The sequence below is a fragment of the Streptomyces sp. SM11 genome (assembly GCF_002910905.1).
Lineage (GTDB): Bacteria > Actinomycetota > Actinomycetes > Streptomycetales > Streptomycetaceae > Streptomyces.
In genome coordinates this window covers 23829-43503 of sequence record NZ_NEUE01000054.1, presented here as the reverse complement: position 1 = coordinate 43503, position 19675 = coordinate 23829, and the positions used below count along the sequence as shown (strand labels likewise).

The window sequence follows — 19675 nt, the reverse complement described above, 5'->3', positions numbered from 1 at the left end:
GCACGGTCACATGGAAGGGCGCCCCGCTCCTGGTACGGCTTCTGACCATTCCAGTGCTTTTGAGAGGGGGGCACGCATCAACCGCTCCGCCACTCGAAGGAGTGAACAACACTCTGGAGTTGGCGAACAAGTCTCCCCTGGTGCACCCCTGACCATGCATGGGCCATGGGGTGGAACTTCCGCTCCGCCTTTGGCAGGATGCCCGCCCGCAATCGGTCCGGAGCCCCACCTTCCGGCCCATGCGCCCGCGTTGACCTGCTGGTACAGGCCATATCCGGCCGCGTGCAGGGACGGTGAAGGGCTCGTGCAGACTGGCGGTATGCGCATCGAACTCACCACCGCGCCCGGCAGCCCCGAACGCCCCAACGAGGACTGGGCCTCCGCGACCCTTCCCGCGTCCGGCCAGGGCGGTGCGCTGGTCCTGCTCGACGGCGTCACTCCGCCGGCCGGGGACGACGGTTGTGTGCACTCGGTCCCGTGGTTCACCGCACGACTGGGTGGCGCACTGGTGGAACTGTCCGGTTCCCGCCCCGACCTGCCGCTGACCGAGGTCCTGGCCGAGGCCATCTCCCGTACAGCCGACACACATCGAGCCACCTGTGACCTTTCTCACGTGCGCACCCCTCAGGCGACCGTGGTCCTGGCACGCTGGAACGAACACACGATCGAGCACCTGGTGCTCTCCGACTCGGCCCTGCTGCTGGAGTCCCGCGACGGCGCGGTCCGGGCGGTCCTCGACGACCGGCTGGACCGGCTGCCGCCGGGCTCGCTCGCCTCGAACGAGATCGCCGATTCCACGGTGCGCAACAAGGAGGGCGGCTTCTTCACCGCCGCCGCCGATCCGTCCGTGGCCTCGCGCGCGGTGACGGGCAGCACCCCGGCGGCCGGCGTCCGCGCCCTCGCCGCGCTCACGGACGGGGCGGCCCGCTGGACGGAGGTGTTCGGCGAGGGCGACTGGGCGGACACGCTGGGGCTGCTGCGGAAGGCAGGGCCGCAGGGGCTGATCGACCGGGTGCGGGAGCTGGAGGTCGCCGACGCGGAGGCCGGGCGCGTACGGCTGCGGCGCGGCAAGACGCACGACGACGCCACCGCGCTCCTGGTGGAGCTGGAGTGAGCGCGACGGCGTCGGGTCAACTCCCGGTGCGGCTCCCCGCGGGCGCGACGGCGTCGGGTCAGCTCTCGGCGCGGGCGTTCAGCTGGTGCAGCAGGCGGGCCAGCTCGGCGACTTCGGCCCGGTCCCAGCCGGCCAGCTTGCGCACGTAGCGCCCGCGACGGGCGTCCCGGACACTGCGGAAGCGGGCCAGGCCGTCGTCGGTGAGATGGACGAGCCAGGCACGCCCGTCGGCGGGGTCGGGTTCGCGGGCCACCAGCCCGAGGTTCTCCAAGGAGTGCAGCTGACGGCTCATGGTGGCCTTGCCGACGCCGAAGTAGGCGGCCAGCTCGGTGGCCCGCTGCCGGCCCGCCGCCTCCAGGCGGACGAGCAGGCCGTAGGCGGCGGGCTCCAGTTCGGGGTGGACCTCCCGGGCCATCTCGCCCGAGCTGGCGCGTGCCCGGCGCAGGAACACGGCCAACTCGCGCTCCAGCGCCAGAAATTCGTGGTCCACGCCACTGCCGTCCGGCGCACCCGGCGCCGGCTCGCTGTCGCTCCCGCGCACGTCAGTACCCCTCTACGGTTTCCTGCCGATGAAAGTCTCCTCCGCGGCCGGTCAGCGCCGCGGTTCGGCCAGTATTTCGCAGGAGTGGACCAGCGGCGGCCCCCTGGGGCTCCTCCGCACCCGGGTCACCGGCGCCCTCACCTCCCGGGACCCCACTATGCACACCATGTATACGCACTGGGTATAGTCCTCGGCGTACCGCACGCCTGTGCGGATTTCCCGCACAGAGGAGTGATGTGTCGTGCCCCGAAAGATGCCGTCGCCAGGGATGGGGTTGACCGCGGCGCTGGTGACAGCGCTCACACTGACGTTGAGCGGCTGCTCGATGGACACGACGGCGCCGGGCTCGGCACGCGGTGAGGCGGCCTCGGACGCCAAGGGCTCGTTCGGGCCGGTGGACTGCCGCAAGGCCAAATGCATCGCCCTGACCTTCGACGCGGGTCCGGGCAAGGACACGCCGAGGCTGCTGGACATCCTCAAGGAGAAGAAGGTGCACGCCACCTTCTTCCTGCTGGGCAAGCACCACGTCATCAAGCACCCCGACACGGTGCAGCGCATCGAGGACGAGGGGCACGAGGTCGCCAACCACACCTGGACGCACAAGATCCTGACCGACCAGAAGCCGGACGAGATACGGGCCGAGCTGGAGAAGACGCAGCTGGCCATCGAGAAGATCACCGGTAAGAAGCCCCGGCTGATGCGCCCGCCGCAGGGCCGCACCGACGACACGGTCTCGGAGATCAGCAAGGACCTGGGGCTCTCCCAGGTGCTGTGGAGCGCCACCGCCAAGGACTACTCGACGAACGACTCCGCGCTGATCAAGAAGCGAATCCTGGACCAGGCGAGCAAGGACGGCATCATCCTGCTGCACGACATCTACAAGGGCACTGTGCCCGCCGTGCCCGGGATCATCGACGCGCTCCAGAAGGACGGCTACACCTTTGTGACCGTCCCCGAGCTGATGGCCCCGGCGGAGCCCGAGCCGGGCACGATCTACCGCCCCTGACCGGTCCGGACAGTGCACGGAACGGCCCGCCCCCGCCGACGGCGCCTTCCACCGGTCACGCACGTGGGGCCTCTCGTTCGGATCAGCCCGGCCTGATCCGAACGAGAGGCCCCCGCGTCGCGCCCGTCACACCGTGGCGCTCAGGCCGCGGCCGGGATCCTGCCCCCCGCCAGGTCCCCGGTCCTGGCCGACGCCGGGCCGAGGGCGATCTCCAGCACCTGGCGGACGTCGGTGACCGGGTGGACGTCCAGCTTCTCCAGCACCTCGGCCGGGACGTCGTCCAGGTCGGTCTCGTTGCGCTGGGGGATCACCACGGTGGTGATGCCCGCGCGGTGGGCCGCCAGCAGCTTCTGCTTGAGACCGCCGATCGGCAGCACCCGTCCGGTCAGCGACACCTCACCGGTCATCGCCACATCCGTACGGACGAGGCGTCCGGAGAGCAGCGAGGCCAGGGCGGTCGTCAGGGTGATACCGGCGCTCGGGCCGTCCTTGGGGACCGCGCCCGCGGGGAAGTGGATGTGCACACCCCGGTCCTTGAGGTCCGCGACCGGCAGCTCCAGCTCCGCGCCGTGCGACCGCAGGAAGCTCAGCGCGATCTGCGCCGACTCCTTCATGACGTCCCCGAGCTGACCGGTCAGGGTCAGTCCGGACGCCCCGGTCTCCGGGTCGGCGAGCGACGCCTCGACGAAGAGGACGTCACCGCCGGCCCCGGTCACCGCGAGCCCGGTGGCCACGCCCGGCACCGCCGTGCGGCGCCCGGCCGGGTCCTGCGCGGACTCGGGCACGTGGTGCGGACGGCCGATAAGACCGCGCAGGTCGGTGTCGGTCACCGTGAACGGCAGCTCGCGGTCGCCCAGTTCGTGCTGGGCCGCGACCTTGCGGAGCAGCCGGGCCACGGACCGCTCCAGGTTCCGTACGCCCGCCTCGCGGGTGTACTCGCCGGCCAGCTTGCGCAGCGCCGACTCCTCCAGGGCGACCTCGTCCTGCTCCAGACCGGCCCGCTCCAGCTGGCGCGGGAGCAGGTGGTCCCGGGCGATGACGACCTTCTCGTCCTCGGTGTAGCCGTCGAGGCGGACCAGCTCCATGCGGTCGAGCAGGGCCTCCGGGATGGCTTCGAGCACGTTGGCCGTGGCGAGGAAGACGACGTCGCTGAGGTCGAGCTCGACCTCCAGGTAGTGGTCGCGGAAGGTGTGGTTCTGGGCCGGGTCGAGGACTTCGAGGAGGGCGGCGGCCGGGTCGCCCCGGAAGTCGGAGCCGACCTTGTCGATCTCGTCGAGCAGGACGACCGGGTTCATCGAACCGGCCTCCTTGATGGCCCGCACGATCCGGCCGGGGAGCGCCCCCACGTACGTACGCCGGTGGCCGCGGATCTCCGCCTCGTCCCGGACACCGCCGAGCGCGACGCGGACGAACGTGCGGCCCATGGCGTGCGCGACGGACTCGCCGAGCGAGGTCTTGCCGACGCCGGGCGGGCCGACGAGTGCCAGCACCGCGCCGCCGCGGCGGCCGCCCACGACGCCCAGGCCCCGGTCGGCGCGGCGCTTGCGCACCGCGAGGTACTCGGTGATGCGTTCCTTCACGTCGGCGAGGCCGGCGTGCTCGGCGTCCAGGATCTCCTGGGCGCCGCGGATGTCGTAGGTGTCCTCGGTCCGCTCGGTCCACGGCAGTTCGAGGACGGTGTCCAGCCAGGTACGGATCCAGGACCCCTCGGGCGACTGGTCGCTGGACCGCTCCAGCTTCTCGACCTCCTTGAGCGCGGCCTCGCGGACGTGCTCGGGCAGGTCGGCGGCCTCGACGCGGGTCCGGTAATCGTCGGACTCGTCCTCCGGGTCGCCGTTGAGCTCGGAGAGCTCCTTGCGTACGGCGTCGAGCTGGCGGCGCAGCAGGAATTCGCGCTGCTGCTTGTCGACGCCGTCCTGGACGTCCTTGGCGATGGACTCGGCCACGTCCTGCTCGGCGAGGTGCTCGCTCAGCCACTGGATGGCGAGTTTCAGCCGGGCGATCGGGTCCACGGTCTCCAGCAGCTGGACCTTCTGGGCAGTGGTGAGGAACGGCGAGTATCCGGAGTTGTCGGCGAGCGCGGAGATGTCGTCGATCTGCTGGACCCGGTCCACGACCTGCCAGGCGCCGCGCTTCTTCAGCCAGCTGGTGGCGAGCGCCTTGTACTCCTTGACGAGCTCGGCGGCGGATCCCGGCAGGGGGTCGGGGACAGCGGTGTCGAGGACGGTCCCCTCGACCCAGAGCGCCCGGCCGGGCCCACTGGTCCCGGCGCCGATGCGGACCCGGTCGCGGGCCCGGATGAGTGCGCCCGGGTCGCCGTCCGACAGGCGTCCGACCTGCTCGACGGTACCGAGGACACCGGTCCCCGTGTACGTCCCGTCGATCCGCGGGACCAGCAGCACCTCGGGCTTGCCACCGCCGGGGCGGGCGGCGGCCTGCGCGGCCTCGACGGCGGCGCGCACCTCGGTGTCGGACAGGTCCAGCGGCACCACCATGCCGGGCAGGACGACCTCGTCGTCGAGCGGCAGCACAGGCAGATCGATCGGTGTGAACGCCTCGGACTCGTTAGTCATGATCTCCCCTTCGGCAGGCAAGTTGAGCTACATGGACTCAATGCTCCTGAGCCGCCGAATGTTCCCCGACACCTGTTCGCTCTGAGCGATCAGGTGTTGCGGGTCAACCTCGTGCCCACCCGCCCGGGCAGGCCCTTCGAGTACGGGAGCACCGGGGAACGGGCTGTTGTTCCCCTCCCCCGTCCCCCTCCCCGGAGTGCGGAACCCGCTGGCCACCGGCCCGGGTGGCGGGACAGGATGGCGGACACCGACCACTACGACCGGAGACCGGAGAGCCACACCATGTCCGCGATGTCCGCACCGCAAGCCCCCGACCCGATGCCGACGCGATCCGACGACACCCCCGTCGTCCTCGACCGCCGCGAGGGCCCCTTCGGCGAGGTCGTGCTGCGGGAGCGCGGGGAGCACTTCGAGATCATCGCCAACGGCTGCTTCCTGATGGACACCTCCGACGGGCGTTCCGAGCGACTGCTGATCGACGCCGCGCTGGCCGCCCTGCCCGCCGGGCGGACCGGCCCCTCGGTGCTGATCGGCGGCCTGGGCGTCGGGTTCTCCCTGGTGCGGGCCGCCGAGGAGGAGCGCTGGGGGCGGATCGTGGTCGTGGAGCGGGAGCAGGCGATCGTGGACTGGCACCGGGCCGGGCCGCTGGGCCGGATCTCCGGGCCGGCGCTGACCGACCCCCGGACCGGGATCCTGCACACGGACCTCGTCGCCCACCTCCGTACGGCCACGGAGCGTTACGACGCGCTCTGCCTGGACATCGACAACGGGCCCGACTGGACGGTCACGGAGGACAACGGAAGCCTCTACTCCGCCGCCGGACTCGCGCACTGCCACGACCGGCTGACCCCGGGCGGCGTGCTCGCCGTCTGGTCCGCGCAGCCGTCACCGGCCTTCGAACAGGCGTTGCGGAATGCCGGGTTCAGCGGAGTTAGGACGGAAGAGGTGGCCGTTGCCCGAGGTGTGCCCGACGTGGTCCATCTCGCACTCCGGGTGGCCTGAGACCCACCGGCAATTGAGAGGTGGGAGAAGGAGCGGGGCTGGGTGCGTGCGGCTGCGAGGCGGAGGATCGAGGCAACGCGGATGGGGCCTCCCCTGCTCGAGCGAAGCCGAGAGCTTGGGGGAGTGCGTGCCAGCCCCGCGACGCCGCCCCCCCGACTGCCGGTGGGTCTGAACCCCCTCCCGGTATGCGCGGCCCGCCGGTGGCGCGGGCCAACCGGCACAAGGGCGACGATCCGGTTGCCCGGCGGGCACGAACGCACACTGCCGGGACAACACCCTGCGTAGCCGGGAGCCCTCCGCTGCCTTTACGCTGCTGACCGGCACACGGGATCACCCACGAAATCCACGAGCGAAGACCGTGCCTCCGGGGGAATGCTCCCGCGAGAACGGGCAGGGGCGGGGCGATGGAACAGACACACACCACCCACAGCGGCGTCGCGGCCACTCCGGGGGCTCAGCGCCGGGTGCTGGTGGTCGAGGACGACGCCACGATCGTCGACGCCATTTCCGCCCGGCTGCGGGCGGAGGGCTTCCTCGTGCAGACCGCGCTGGACGGCCCCGCGGCCGTGGACGCGGCCGAGGCCTGGCAGCCCGACCTGATGGTGCTCGACATCATGCTTCCCGGCTTCGACGGCCTGGAGGTCTGCCGCCGGGTACAGGCGCAGCGCCCGGTGCCGGTGCTGATGCTCACCGCACGCGACGACGAGACCGACATGCTGGTCGGGCTCGGGGTCGGCGCCGACGACTACATGACCAAGCCGTTCTCCATGCGGGAGCTGGCCGCCCGGGTGCACGTGCTGCTGCGGCGGGTGGAACGGGCCGCACTGGCCGCCGTCACCCCGCGCAGCGGGATACTGCGTCTGGGTGAGCTGGAGATCGACCACGCGCAGCGCCGGGTCCGGGTGCGCGCCGAGGACGTCCACCTCACTCCGACCGAGTTCGACCTGCTGGTCTGCCTCGCCAACACCCCGCGCGCGGTGCTCTCCCGGGAGCAGCTGCTGGCCGAGGTGTGGGACTGGGCGGACGCCTCGGGCACACGCACGGTCGACAGCCACATCAAGGCGCTGCGCCGGAAGATCGGCGCGGAGCGGATCCGTACCGTGCACGGCGTGGGCTACGCCCTGGAGACTCCCGCGCCATGACGCGGCCAGGGTCCGGACTGCGGCCCTTCTCGATCAAGGCCAAACTCGGCACGCTCGTCGTGGTCTCGGTGTTCATCACCACGGGGCTGCTGATCGTCGCGTTGCGGACCCGTACGGAGTTCCGCTTCATCACGGTGTTCTCGGTGATCGCGACGCTGCTGATCACCCAGTTCGTGGCGCACGGTCTGACCGCGCCGCTGGACGAGATGAGAGCGGTGGCCCGGTCCATCTCGCACGGCGACTACACGCGCCGGGTGAGCGGCGCCGGGCGGCGCGACGAGCTGGGCGATCTGGCGCAGACGATCAACCGCATGGCGGACGATCTGGAGGCGGAGGACCGGCATCGAAAGGAGCTGGTCGCCAATGTCAGCCATGAGCTGCGTACCCCCATCGCGGCGCTGAGAGCCGTGCTGGAGAACGTGGTGGACGGGGTGTCCGCCGCCGATCCCGAGACGATGCGCACGGCGCTGAAGCAGACGGAGCGACTCGGCCGGCTGGTCGAGACGCTGCTGGACCTGTCGCGGCTGGACAACGGGGTGGTAGCGCTCAAGGCACGCAGCTTCGAGGTGTGGCCGTATCTGTCGGGCGTGCTGAAAGAGGCCAATCTCGCCGCCTCCCACCGACGCCTGCCGTCGGGTTCGGGCAATCACTCCCGTACGGACGTCCACCTGCATCTGGACGTCTCGCCGCCGGAGCTCACCGCGCACGCGGACGCCGAGCGGCTGCACCAGGTGGTCGCCAACCTCGTCGACAACGCGGTCAAGCACAGCCCGCCGCACGGCCGGGTGACGGTGCTCGCGCGGCGCGGGGCGTACTCCGAGTCGCTGGAGCTGGAGGTCGTCGACGAGGGGCCCGGCATCCCGGAGGCGGAGCGCCACCGGGTGTTCGAGCGCTTCAACCGCGGCCAGGTGCCGTCCCCGCACGGTCCGGGCAGCGACGGCGGTACGGGACTGGGGCTGGCCATCGCCCGTTGGGCGGTCGATCTGCACGGCGGCCGGATCGGGGTGGCCGAATCCGCACGGGGCTGCCGCATCCAGGTCACCCTCCCTGGAATCCCCGAGCCGCGCGGCTGACGGCACGGTTGGCATAGGGTCGAACCGGAAGGGCACGTTCTCCGTGTCCTTCCAGCAGGGGACCTCACGTGGACACGGTCGGATGACCGTATCCACGGTCCCGTGTACTCGAAGTGCAGTGGAACCTCGCTTGTTTCCCGCCATTTCCTGCGCCGAAACCCGCCTTCAGATGTGATGTGCACGACGAAGCACCGGCCCGGTCTGCAAGGAACGGTCCGGGGGGCGTAGCCTTGATTTCCGCTGTCCATCACCTTGTGAAGCGGAAGAGGGCGGTTGCCGCCGTGTCGTCTCAGTCCCCCAGTAACTCGAGCATCTCGACCGACCAAGCCGGACCGGGCACCAACCCGGCCGCGGCGTTCGGAGCCAATGAATGGCTCGTCGACGAGATCTACCAGCAGTACCTCCAGGATCCCAGTTCGGTCGATCGCGCCTGGTGGGACTTCTTCGCCGACTACAAGCCGGGTGCCTCCGGCACGGCGGACAAGCCCGTTCCCGGCGCCGGGGCCCCGGTGACCGAGGCCCCGGCCTCCGCCGCACCGGCCGCGGCCGCTCCGGCACCGGCGAAGGCCGCGCCCGCAGCGGCTCCCGCGCAGCCCGCTCCGGCCAAGGCCGCCCCGGCGGCCCCGGCTCCGGCGAAGCCCGCGACGGCGAAGCCCGCCGCCGCGCCCGCCAAGGCCGACGAGGCCACCGAGGCCCCGGCAGGCCCGGAGTACGTGACGCTGCGCGGCCCCTCGGCCGCCGTCGCGAAGAACATGAACGCCTCGCTGGAGCTGCCGACGGCCACATCCGTCCGCGCGGTCCCGGTGAAGCTGCTCTTCGACAACCGCATCGTCATCAACAACCACCTCAAGCGTGCCCGCGGCGGGAAGATCTCCTTCACGCACCTCATCGGGTACGCGATGGTGCAGGCCCTCAAGGCCATGCCGTCGATGAACTACTCCTTCGCCACGAAGGACGGCAAGCCGACCCTGGTCAAGCCGGAGCACATCAACCTGGGTCTGGCCATCGACCTGGTGAAGCCGAACGGCGACCGCCAGCTGGTCGTCGCGGCCATCAAGAAGGCCGAGACGCTCAACTTCTTCGAGTTCTGGCAGGCGTACGAGGACATCGTCCGGCGTGCCCGCATCGGCAAGCTCGGCATGGACGACTTCTCGGGCGTCACCGCCTCGCTGACCAACCCCGGCGGCATCGGCACCGTTCACTCGGTGCCCCGCCTGATGCCCGGTCAGGGCCTCATCATGGGCGTCGGCGCGATGGACTACCCGGCGGAGTTCCAGGGCACGTCGCAGGACACCCTGAACAAGCTCGGCATCTCGAAGGTCATGACGCTGACCTCGACCTACGACCACCGGGTCATCCAGGGTGCCGCCTCCGGCGAGTTCCTGCGGGTCCTGGCCCAGCTGCTGCTCGGCGAGAACGAGTTCTACGACGAGATCTTCAAGGCGCTGCGCATCCCCTACGAGCCGGTCCGCTGGCTCAAGGACATCGACGCCTCGCACGACGACGACGTCACCAAGGCCGCACGGGTCTTCGAGCTGATCCACTCCTACCGGGTCCGCGGCCACGTCATGGCCGACACCGACCCGCTGGAGTACCACCAGCGCAAGCACCCCGACCTGGACATCACCGAGCACGGCCTCACCCTGTGGGACCTGGAGCGGGACTTCGCGGTCGGCGGGTTCGCCGGCAAGACGATGATGAAGCTCCGCGACATCCTCGGCGTGCTCCGTGAGTCGTACTGCCGCACCACCGGCATCGAGTTCATGCACATCCAGGACCCGAAGCAGCGCAAGTGGCTCCAGGACCGGGTCGAGCGCCCGCGCCCGAAGCCCGAGCGCGAGGAGCAGCTCCGCATCCTGCGCCGGCTGAACGCCGCGGAGGCGTTCGAGACGTTCCTGCAGACGAAGTACGTCGGTCAGAAGCGGTTCTCGCTGGAGGGCGGCGAGTCCGTCATCCCGCTGCTCGACGCCGTCCTCGACTCCGCCGCCGAGGCCCGTCTCGACGAGGTCGTCATCGGCATGGCCCACCGCGGCCGGCTGAACGTGCTGGCGAACATCGTCGGCAAGTCGTACGCGCAGATCTTCCGCGAGTTCGAGGGCAACCTCGACCCGCGCTCGATGCACGGCTCCGGCGACGTCAAGTACCACCTGGGCGCCGAGGGCACCTTCACCGGTCTGGACGGCGAGCAGATCAAGGTCTCGCTGGCCGCCAACCCCTCGCACCTGGAGGCGGTCGACCCGGTCCTGGAGGGCATCGCCCGCGCCAAGCAGGACATCATCAACAAGGGCGGCACGGACTTCACGGTCCTGCCGGTCGCGCTCCACGGCGACGCGGCCTTCGCGGGCCAGGGCGTCGTCGCCGAGACGCTCAACATGTCGCAGCTGCGCGGCTACCGCACCGGCGGCACCGTGCACGTGGTGATCAACAACCAGGTCGGCTTCACCGCCGCCCCGGAGTCCTCGCGCTCCTCGATGTACGCCACCGACGTGGCGCGCATGATCGAGGCGCCGATCATCCACGTCAACGGCGACGACCCGGAGGCCGTGGTCCGTGTCGCGCGGCTCGCCTTCGAGTTCCGGCAGGCGTTCAACAAGGACGTCGTGATCGACCTCATCTGCTACCGCCGCCGCGGTCACAACGAGGGCGACAACCCGGAGTTCACCAACCCGCAGATGTACACCCTGATCGACAAGAAGCGCTCGGTGCGCAAGCTCTACACCGAGTCCCTCATCGGTCGCGGCGACATCACGCTGGAAGAGGCGGAGCAGGCGCTCCAGGACTTCCAGGGTCAGCTGGAGAAGGTCTTCGCGGAGGTCCGCGAGGCCACCTCGCAGCCCGCCGCCCCGCACGTCCCGGAGCCGCAGGCCGCGTTCCCGGTCTCCGTCGAGACCGCGGTCTCCGCCGAGGTCGTCAAGCGGATCGCCGAGTCGCAGGTCAACATCCCCGAGTCGGTCACCGTCCACCCCCGTCTGATGCCGCAGATGCAGCGTCGCGCGGCCTCGGTGGAGAACGGCACGATCGACTGGGGCATGGGCGAGACCCTGGCCATCGGTTCGCTGCTGATGGAGGGCACCCCCGTCCGGCTCGCCGGCCAGGACACCCGCCGCGGCACGTTCGGCCAGCGCCACGCGGTCCTGGTCGACCAGGTCACCGGCGAGGACTACACCCCGCTGCTGTACCTGGCCGACGACCAGGCCCGGTACAACGTCTACGACTCGCTGCTCTCGGAGTACGCGGCGATGGGCTTCGAGTACGGCTACTCGCTGGCCCGTCCGGAGTCGCTGGTCATCTGGGAAGCCCAGTTCGGTGACTTCGTCAACGGCGCGCAGACCGTCGTGGACGAGTTCATCTCCTCGGCCGAGCAGAAGTGGGGCCAGACCTCCGGCGTCACGCTGTTGCTGCCGCACGGCTACGAGGGCCAGGGCCCGGACCACAGCTCGGCCCGCCCGGAGCGCTTCCTCCAGATGTGCGCGCAGGACAACATGACGGTCGCGATGCCGACCCTCCCGTCGAACTACTTCCACCTGCTGCGCTGGCAGGTGCACAACCCGCACCACAAGCCGCTCATCGTCTTCACCCCGAAGTCGATGCTGCGTCTCAAGGCGGCGGCGTCGACGATCGAGGAGTTCACCACCGGCGGCTTCCGCCCGGTGATCGGCGACGCGTCGGTCAAGGCCGAGGACGTCCGCAAGGTCGTCTTCTGCGCGGGCAAGCTCTACTACGACCTGGACGCCGAGCGGGAGAAGCGCGGCGACACGGAGACGGCGATCATCCGGCTGGAGCGCCTGTACCCGCTGCCGGGTGCGGAGATCCAGGCCGAGATCGCGAAGTACCCGAACGCCGAGAAGTACCTGTGGGCCCAGGAGGAGCCGGCGAACCAGGGTGCGTGGCCGTTCATCGCGCTCAACCTGATCGACCACCTGGACCTCGCGGTCGGCTCGGACGTGCCGCACGGCGAGCGCCTGCGCCGCATCTCGCGTTCGCACGGCTCGTCCCCGGCGGTCGGCTCGGCCAAGCGCCACCAGGCGGAGCAGACGCAGCTGGTCAACGAGGTCTTCGAGGCCTAGGACCACGTAGCCGTACGAGCTGTTCGTACGTCACCGGGACCCGGTTCCGCGCTTGTCGCGGGGCTGGGTCCCTGGCGTATCCGGCGTTTCGGTGGGCGTCCTCGCCTCGATATCCTGTGCGCATGTACTTCACGGACCGTGGCATCGAGGAACTGGAGAAGCGGCGCGGCGAGGAGGAGGTCACCTTCGAGTGGCTCGCCGAGCAGCTGCGGACGTTCGTCGATCTGAACCCCGACTTCGAGGTGCCGGTCGAACGCCTCGCGACCTGGCTGGCACGGCTGGACGACGAGGACGACGAGGACGCGTAGCCGCACGCTCCAGGAGGCGTCCCCACCAAGATCTTCATGAATCTTCTAGGAGGCGTCCGCGCCCGCCCTGGCCCGTTCGTACGCGAGACCCAGCGCGCCCTGCGCCAGGAGCACAGCACCGGCCGCCGCCCAGCCGCCGCTGCGGCGGCGGGCGCCCCACAGCAGGAGCGGGAGCCCCGCCGCGAGCTGGACGGCTGCGACGGCCCGGGCGCGGGGGCCGCGTACCCACGGGCCGATCCGGCTGCTCTCGACCGCGTCCAGTTCGACGCGTACGGCATCGCGCCAGCCGGCCCACGCGACGCGCTCCACCCCGCGCTGCACGGCGGCGACGCTGCGCAGCCGGTCGGCGCTCTCGCCCGGTGAGAGTCCGGCGGGCAGGGTCAGCCCGGTGCGGGTGAGGACGGCGAGCAGTCCGCGCAGCCGGGCGTCCGCGCCCGCGTCCGGATCGGGACGGGTGAGTCCTTCCAGTGCCTGCACGTCCAGCACCGGGTCGAGGCCGAGCCGGACCGCGAACGTACGCATGGCCTCGTCCTCGCCGACCGGGGTGCCGTCGGTCAGCCAGATGTAGCCCACGGGCCGGCGGAATCCGGCGGCGAGGGTGTACCCGGCCCGGTCGGCGTCCCACCACAGGGCGAGCACCGGCCAGGTCGAACCGACGGCGAGTGCGGTGGCCCAGCCGCCGAGGATCCGGTCGACCGGCTCGGCGTCCTGCTCCGCGCCCACGGTCCGCCAGGGCTTCCCCTCCGGGACGAGCACGCTCCACTCCTCGCCCGCGCGGGCCAGCAGCATCTGCTCGCGCAGCAGGTGGGCGAGCGGCCGTACGGTCTCGGGGTCGGCCCGGCACAGCAGGAGGGCCCCGGTGGGTGTCGCGTTCATGGCTCACACGCTAGGGCAATACGCCCAAGTTTGATGCTGTTGCATATGATTCGCCCCCAGCCAACTTCCCTTGACTTCCCTCATCCGCGATATATCGTGTTCTGGACGAGACACGATATGTTGCGTCGCCACGCTTTTCGGGAGGTCACATCCATGCCTGTGTCGACGTGGACCATCGCCGAGCCGCGGAAGCTCGCCTTCGACGATCCGGTGGCGGCGCTCCACGTGCGCATCGTCGACGGCACGGTCAACGTGGTCGGGACCGACGAGCCGGACGCCCGGCTGGAGATCTCCGCGATCGAGGGCCCGCCGCTGATCGTGACCCAGGAGGACGGCCGGCTCACCGTGGCCTACGAGGATCTGCCCTGGCAGGACTTCCTGCGCTGGTTCGACCCCAAGGGCCGCCGCCGCAGCGCCGTGGTCTCGCTCGTCGTGCCGGCCACCTCCTCGGTCGAGGTCGGCGTGATCGGCGCCGGGGCCGTCGTCTCCGGCATCAGCGGCCGCACCGAGGTCCGCGGCATCACCGGGGACTCCACGCTCGTCGGGCTGACCGGCGCGGTGCGCGGGGAGTCCGTTTCGGGCAGCCTGGAGGCCCAGAGCGTCACGGGGGACCTGCGCTTCCACTCCGTGTCCGGTGATCTGACGGTGGTCGACGGGGCAGGCGCCTCGGTCCGGGCCGAATCCGTCAGCGGTGACATGGTGCTGGACGTCGACCCGTCCGGGAAGCCCACGGACATCCGGCTGACCACGGTGTCCGGCGAGATCGCGATCCGGCTGCCGCACCCGGCCGACGCCAGGGTCGAGGCGAACACCGCGAGCGGATCCGTCTCCAACGCCTTCGAGGACCTGCGGGTCGGCGGGCAGTGGGGGGCGAAGAAGATCACCGGCACGCTGGGCGCCGGGACGGGGACCCTGCGGGCGACGACCGTGTCCGGTTCGATCGCCCTCCTGCGCAGGCCACCCGCCGAGGACGACGCGTACGCCGCCGAGCCGACCGGAAAGGTTCTCTGACATGCCTCCCGTATTCGCCCACGGCCGTCTGCGGCTGTATCTCCTCAAGCTCCTGGACGAGGCTCCGCGCCACGGCTACGAGATCATCCGCCTGCTGGAGGAGCGCTTCCAGGGCCTGTACGCCCCGTCCGCCGGCACGGTCTACCCGCGGCTGGCCAAGCTGGAGGCCGAGGGCCTGGTCACCCACGCCACCGAGGGCGGCCGCAAGGTCTACTCGATCACCGACGCCGGCCGCGAGGAGCTGGCGGGCCGCAGCGGCGAACTGGCCGACCTGGAGCTGGAGATCCGCGACTCGGTCTCCGAGCTGGCCGCCGAGATACGCGACGACGTACGGGGCGCGGCGGGCCGGCTCCGCAGCAACATGCGGGCGGCCGCGTCGGAGTCCCGGCACGGCGCGAAGGCGGGGGACGGAAGCGGCAGAGGGACGGGGAAGGGCGAACCGTCCTCCCCCTTCGGCGACTTCGGTGACTTCGGCAATCTGGGTGACCTCGGCGACAGCGAGGCGTGGCGCACGGCGAAGGAGGAGCTGCGCCGGGCCAAGCAGGAGTGGAAGGAGCAGGCCCGCCGGGCGAAGGACGAGTCCCGGCGCGCCCGCGAGGACGCCCAGCAGGCCCGCCGTCAGGCCAAGGAAGCCCAGGAGAAGGCACGCGAGCAGATGCAGACCGCCGCCCGCCAGGTGCAGGAGCACTTCGCGCGGGGCGACTGGCCCTCCGGAGTACGGGAGGGGCTCGCGGAGATCACCGGCCAGCTCGGTGGCTTCGCGCGGTCCGGCGCCTGGCCCCCGTTCGGCAAGCCCGAGCCGGACGCCGCCCCGGCCGCCCCGGCTGCCCCGGCCCCCGACGACGGCTTCGACTGGGGCACGGACGCGCCGGTCACGGGCGACCCGGTGCGCGACCTGGACCGCCTGCTGGACCGTTTCCGCGACGGCATCCGGGATGCCGCCCGCGATCACGGGGTGACGGAGGCCCAGCTCGCGGAGGCCCGCCGCCACCTGGGCGCGGCGACGGTGCGGATCGAGGCACTGCTGACGCCGGAGGACGAGGGGAAGGCCTGAGCCGGGCCCCCGTCGGCGTCGGGGCCGTACAGCGCGCGCCGCACGGTCGCGTAGGTCGCGCCGTGCTCGGCGAGGACGTCGGCGACGACTCCGGGCATCGCGGTGAGGGCCAGGAGCAGGTGCTCCTCGCCGATGAACCGGTCGCCGCGCCCCAGGGCGACCCGCAGCGACTTCTCCAGGGCGGCCTTCGCGCCCGGGGTGAAGGGGCGGTGCCCGGACCACCACCACCGGCGGCTGCCGCGGCCGGCGGCCAGGGCCCCCTCGCCATGGGTCCCTTCGACCCGGGACACGATCTCGCCGACATCGATCCCGATGCCGGCGAGGGCGTCTGTTTCGGCCCTGGTCAGGCCGCCAAGTCGGCAGGCCTCGGCGAAGGAGGCCGCCAAGGAGGCCCGGCGGTCCCGGAGACCGAGGGCGGTGACGGCGAACGAGGCCCGGCCGCCCTCCTGTTCCAGCAGCGCGAGCAGCAGGTGTTCCTCGGTGACCGAGTCGGCCCCGACGTGCTCCGCCCGGGTCACGGCGCCCTTCACGGTCGCGCGGGCCCCTCGGGTGAATCGCTCGAACATCAACGCCTCCCGTGCTTCTTGTGCACGGCCTGCCGGCTGACGCCCAGCTCGGCGGCGATCTCCTGCCACGACCAGCCCTGGACGCGGGCACTTCCGACTTGTACCGCTTCGAGCTGCTCCAGCAGCCGCCGCAGCGCGGCCACCGCACGCAGCCCGACGCGCGGGTCGCGGTCACCGGCGCGTGCGGCCAGATCCGTTGCTTCGGTCATGACGTCAACCTACATTGACACCACCCTATCGTCAATCAAAGTTGACACTGTCGTCGGCCAGGCGCGCGTGCCGCTCGACGTCGTACCGGGCGTCGCCGTAGCGCAGCTTGGCCCGCTCGACGCCCTCGAACGCGAACCCCGACCGGGTCGCGACCCGGCACGAGGCCGGGTTGTCGGTGCGGTGCCCCAGCTCCAGCCGGTACAGCCCGAGCTCGCCGAAGGCCCAGCGCGCCAGGGCCCGCACACCGGCCGGGGCGACGCCCCGGCCGCGTGCGGCCTCCGTGGTCCAGTAGGAGACCCAGCCGGTGTCATGGGCCCGGTTCACGGCGCCGACCGCGACACAGCCGAGAGCCTCGCCCGCCTCCCCCACGACGGCCCAGGAGTAGCCGGTGCGCGCTCCCCGTTCGCGCGTACGGTCCGCGATCCAGGCCAGTGCCCCGGGCCGGTCGAACACGGGCCGGTCGGTCTGGCGGTCCATCTCGGCCGGAGCGAAGGCGCGGAGCACCGCCGAGGCGTCGGCGGGCTCCCAGTGGCGCAGCAGAAACCCTTCAGGGGTGGTCAGTTCGTCCATACGGGCCAGGTTCCCGCACGGTCACCACCACCTCGGCCCCGGGCCACGCCAGCACGACCGGCCACCCCTCGCTCGACGGCTTGCCGAGGAGGCGTGCCGGGCCGGTGACGGAGACGCGCCAGCCCCGGGGCGAGGGCGGGAGGGACAGTTCCGTCACCCCGGGGCGGGTGGCCGCCCGGTAGGCGAGGCGGTAGGAGCGGGTGTCCGCGTCGTACGCCTCGGAGCTGACGGTTCCCGCGACGGCCGGGGCGTAGGGAGTGGCCGTCTGCTCCTTGTTCGTACGGAAGCGGCCTCGCTCGTCGACCGCGCAGTAGCCGCCGCCGTAGCACCAGACGTACCCGGCCCAGCCGGAGCTGTAGCGGTTCAGGGAGGCGACGGCCTCGCGGTAGAAGCGGCCCATGTTGGGGAGAGAGTTGTTCAGGGGCCCCCACTCACCGACGACGACCGGCATCCGGTAGCGGGCCGGGTACGCGGTGACGGCGGCCTCGTACGCCTGGATCCAGCCGGCCGAGGGGTCGTAGTCGGCGCCCGCCTCCATGGCGGTGTTGTAGAAGTGCGGGGCGTACACGGTCCGGTGGTCCTTGATCCGGCCGAGCCCGGTGGGGACGCCCTCGCCGACGATGGGGGTCGGTTCGACGAAGAGCCAGGTGTCGCGGTCCTTCGCCCGGACGGCGCGGGCGAGCCGGTTGTACATCGGAGTGAGGTGCTGGGCCTCGATGCGGCGGGCGGCGGTGGGCAGGTCCTCACCCTCGTGCGGCTCCCCCATCGGCTCGTTGATCAGGTCGTAGCCGATGACGGCCGGATGGTCGCCGAAGCGTCCGGCGAGGACCTGCCACATGGCGGCCTGGGCGCGCTGGAGGTCGGGGTCGTCGTAGAGGTGGGTGAAGGCCCGCTGGACGGCGGGCTGGAAATACTCGGAGAACCAGTCGTCGGGGTTCGGGGTGAACGGCAGGCCGTCGGTCCTGGTGGCCCAGGCGGGGATGCCCCGGTGGCCGAACGCGGGTCCGAAGACGTCCTGGTGGGCGTCGATGAGAACGTGAACGCGATACTTGCGCGCCCAGTCCAGGATGCGTTCGATACGCCGGAGGTAGCGCTCGCTGTACTGGCCGCGCCGGGGCTCCAGATCGTCCCAGAAGACCAACAGCCGGGCGAAGTTGAAGCCGTTCGCGCGCAGGTTGCGGAAGTGCCGTTCGGTGATGGCGGTGAGGGCGGCCTCGCCGCGGTTCGCCTTGTCCTCGACGTTCCAGCCACGCAGGGTGAGGGTGCGCCCCCGGTCGTCGGTCAGCGGCGGGACGGAACGTCCGTGGGACCCGGAGGCCGGTGCGGGAACGGGTGCGGGGCGCGCCGAGGCGGCGGGGGCGAGGGCCCCCGCCGCGAGCACGGACGCGACGACAACTGCCATGAGTGCTCTGCCCATTCGCATGGGCCGATCCCATCAGCAGGTCTGACGATCCATCAAGGGTGCGGCACCGATGGTCTTCGGACGATGCCGATGCGGTCAGGCTGTGGGGTTCAGCACGATCTTCCCGAAGAGGTCACCCGACTCCAGCTGTCGGAACCCCTCCCGGGCCCGGTCCAGCGGCAGCACCGCGTCGATGACCGGGCGCACCCCCGTGGTCGCGCAGAACGCGAGCAGGTCCTCCAGCTCGTCCTTGGACCCCATGGTGGAGCCGACGACCTTCAGTTCCAGGAAGAAGATCCGGGTCAGCTCGGCGTGCGGCGGCCGGTCGCCGCTGGTGGCCCCGGAGATGACGAGGGTGCCGCCGGGGCGCAGCGACTTCACGGAGTGGGACCAGGTGGCGGCCCCCACGGTCTCGATGACGGCGTCCACCCGCTGCGGCAGCCGGGCGCCGGGCTCGTACGCCTCCAGCGCGCCGAGTCCGACCGCCCGCTCCCGCTTGGCCTTGTCCCGGCTGGTGGCGAAGACCCGCAGCCCGGCGGCCTTCCCGAGCACGATCGCGGCGGTGGCGACCCCGCCGCCCGCGCCCTGGACAAGCACGGAATCGCCGGGCCGCACGCCTGCGTTGGTGAACAGCATCCGGTACGCGGTGAGCCAGGCGGTCGGCAGGCAGGCGGCCTCCTCGAAGCTGAGCTCCTTCGGCTTGGGCAGCACGTTCCAGGTGGGGACGGTGACCTGCTCGGCGAAGGTGCCCTGGTAGCGCTCGGTGAGGATGGAGCGTGGCTCCTTCGGCCCGACGCCGTGCCCCGACTGCCCGATGACGGAGTGCAGGACAACCTCGTTGCCGTGCTGGTCGACGCCGGCCGCGTCGCAGCCGAGGATCATCGGCAGCCGGTCCGGCGAGAGGCCCACGCCCCGCAGGGACCAGAGGTCGTGGTGATTGAGGGAGGCGGCCCGGACGGTGACGGTGGTCCACCCGGGACGCTCCTCGGGGGCCGGGCGGTCGCCCAGTTCCAGGCCGTCGAGGGGCTGGTCGGGATCGATGCGGGCTGCGTAGGCGGCGAACATGGCTCGACGATAGGCGGGGCGGGACGGCCGCGTAACCGCCTACGCGTGTGACGCACGCCAACACGGCCCAAGCCCCTCCGGCGACTACGGTCCAA

General features: G+C 71.4%; 18 protein-coding genes. 10 read left to right on the top strand and 8 right to left on the bottom strand.

The features are described 5' to 3' along the window. The first annotated feature begins 319 nt into the window (after positions 1-319). Entirely contained in the window at positions 320-1114 is a 795-nt protein-coding gene (locus B9S58_RS03490; protein ID WP_103530672.1) for a protein phosphatase 2C domain-containing protein, read from the top strand. Positions 1115-1172: 58 nt separating this feature from the next. On the opposite strand, the gene B9S58_RS03485 is transcribed toward B9S58_RS03490, so the two are convergent. Continuing rightward, positions 1173-1655, bottom strand: coding sequence for a MarR family winged helix-turn-helix transcriptional regulator (locus tag B9S58_RS03485; protein WP_103530671.1), 483 nt, complete (start codon positions 1653-1655; stop codon positions 1173-1175). Positions 1656-1683: 28 nt separating this feature from the next. Here B9S58_RS03485 and B9S58_RS37780 point away from each other — a divergent pair, with 28 nt between their 5' ends. Both B9S58_RS37780 and B9S58_RS03480 read left to right on the top strand, forming a co-directional pair. Further along, a complete protein-coding gene (locus tag B9S58_RS37780) occupies positions 1684-1842 on the top strand; it encodes a hypothetical protein (RefSeq protein WP_181009173.1) in 159 nt (52 codons plus the stop codon). A 66-nt stretch (positions 1843-1908) separates the two neighbouring features. Next, the gene (locus tag B9S58_RS03480; protein ID WP_181009175.1) at positions 1909-2661 is read left to right on the top strand and encodes a polysaccharide deacetylase family protein; all 753 of its coding nucleotides are present in this window, start codon (positions 1909-1911) and stop codon (positions 2659-2661) included. A 140-nt stretch (positions 2662-2801) separates the two neighbouring features. Here B9S58_RS03480 and lon read toward each other — a convergent pair whose 3' ends face one another. Then, a complete protein-coding gene (gene lon, locus B9S58_RS03475) occupies positions 2802-5234 on the bottom strand; it encodes an endopeptidase La (RefSeq protein ID WP_103530669.1) in 2433 nt (810 codons plus the stop codon). A 318-nt stretch (positions 5235-5552) separates the two neighbouring features. Here lon and B9S58_RS03470 point away from each other — a divergent pair, with 318 nt between their 5' ends. The 5 genes from B9S58_RS03470 to B9S58_RS03450 all read left to right on the top strand — a co-directional run bounded on the left by B9S58_RS03470 (position 5553) and on the right by B9S58_RS03450 (position 12826). Continuing rightward, positions 5553-6236, top strand: a complete 684-nt coding sequence (locus B9S58_RS03470) for a spermidine synthase (protein ID WP_103530685.1) — start codon at positions 5553-5555, stop codon at positions 6234-6236. 404 nt (positions 6237-6640) lie between these two features. After that, positions 6641-7378 carry a response regulator transcription factor gene (locus B9S58_RS03465; RefSeq protein WP_103530668.1) on the top strand — a complete coding sequence of 246 codons (738 nt, stop codon included), beginning with the start codon at positions 6641-6643 and terminating at the stop codon, positions 7376-7378. Next, positions 7375-8451 carry a HAMP domain-containing sensor histidine kinase gene (locus B9S58_RS03460; protein WP_103530667.1) on the top strand — a complete coding sequence of 359 codons (1077 nt, stop codon included), beginning with the start codon at positions 7375-7377 and terminating at the stop codon, positions 8449-8451. The genes B9S58_RS03465 and B9S58_RS03460 overlap by 4 nt, the downstream gene beginning before the upstream one ends. Before the next feature lie 281 nt (positions 8452-8732). Continuing rightward, a complete protein-coding gene (locus B9S58_RS03455) occupies positions 8733-12518 on the top strand; it encodes a multifunctional oxoglutarate decarboxylase/oxoglutarate dehydrogenase thiamine pyrophosphate-binding subunit/dihydrolipoyllysine-residue succinyltransferase subunit (RefSeq protein WP_103530666.1) in 3786 nt (1261 codons plus the stop codon). 122 nt (positions 12519-12640) lie between these two features. Beyond that, positions 12641-12826, top strand: a complete 186-nt coding sequence (locus B9S58_RS03450; protein ID WP_003966321.1) for a DUF6104 family protein — start codon at positions 12641-12643, stop codon at positions 12824-12826. Between the two features lie 45 nt (positions 12827-12871). Here the strand turns inward: B9S58_RS03450 and B9S58_RS03445 are convergent, their stop codons facing one another. Then, complete coding sequence (locus B9S58_RS03445) at positions 12872-13702, bottom strand: hypothetical protein (RefSeq protein WP_103530665.1); 831 nt, start codon at positions 13700-13702, stop codon at positions 12872-12874. A gap of 153 nt (positions 13703-13855) precedes the next feature. Between B9S58_RS03445 and B9S58_RS03440 the strand changes: the two genes are divergently transcribed. Both B9S58_RS03440 and B9S58_RS03435 read left to right on the top strand, forming a co-directional pair. Beyond that, complete coding sequence (locus B9S58_RS03440) at positions 13856-14713, top strand: DUF4097 family beta strand repeat-containing protein (RefSeq protein ID WP_103530664.1); 858 nt, start codon at positions 13856-13858, stop codon at positions 14711-14713. A 1-nt stretch (position 14714) separates the two neighbouring features. After that, positions 14715-15767, top strand: a complete 1053-nt coding sequence (locus B9S58_RS03435; protein WP_103530663.1) for a PadR family transcriptional regulator — start codon at positions 14715-14717, stop codon at positions 15765-15767. Here B9S58_RS03435 and B9S58_RS03430 read toward each other — a convergent pair. From B9S58_RS03430 to B9S58_RS03410, 5 genes are all read right to left on the bottom strand, one after another. After that, positions 15662-16333 (bottom strand): Clp protease N-terminal domain-containing protein, encoded by a 672-nt coding sequence (locus B9S58_RS03430; RefSeq protein WP_103530662.1) that lies wholly within the window; start codon positions 16331-16333, stop codon positions 15662-15664. The genes B9S58_RS03435 and B9S58_RS03430 overlap by 106 nt on opposite strands. After that, positions 16333-16542 carry a helix-turn-helix domain-containing protein gene (locus B9S58_RS03425; protein WP_103530661.1) on the bottom strand — a complete coding sequence of 70 codons (210 nt, stop codon included), beginning with the start codon at positions 16540-16542 and terminating at the stop codon, positions 16333-16335. The genes B9S58_RS03430 and B9S58_RS03425 overlap by 1 nt, the downstream gene beginning before the upstream one ends. Positions 16543-16573: 31 nt before the next feature. Continuing rightward, a complete protein-coding gene (locus B9S58_RS03420) occupies positions 16574-17113 on the bottom strand; it encodes a GNAT family N-acetyltransferase (RefSeq protein ID WP_103530683.1) in 540 nt (179 codons plus the stop codon). Then, a complete protein-coding gene (locus tag B9S58_RS03415) occupies positions 17091-18515 on the bottom strand; it encodes a cellulase family glycosylhydrolase (RefSeq protein WP_103530684.1) in 1425 nt (474 codons plus the stop codon). The genes B9S58_RS03420 and B9S58_RS03415 overlap by 23 nt, the downstream gene beginning before the upstream one ends. 96 nt (positions 18516-18611) lie before the next feature. Then, the gene (locus B9S58_RS03410; protein WP_103530660.1) at positions 18612-19580 is read right to left on the bottom strand and encodes a zinc-binding dehydrogenase; all 969 of its coding nucleotides are present in this window, start codon (positions 19578-19580) and stop codon (positions 18612-18614) included. Positions 19581-19675 lie beyond the last annotated feature (95 nt).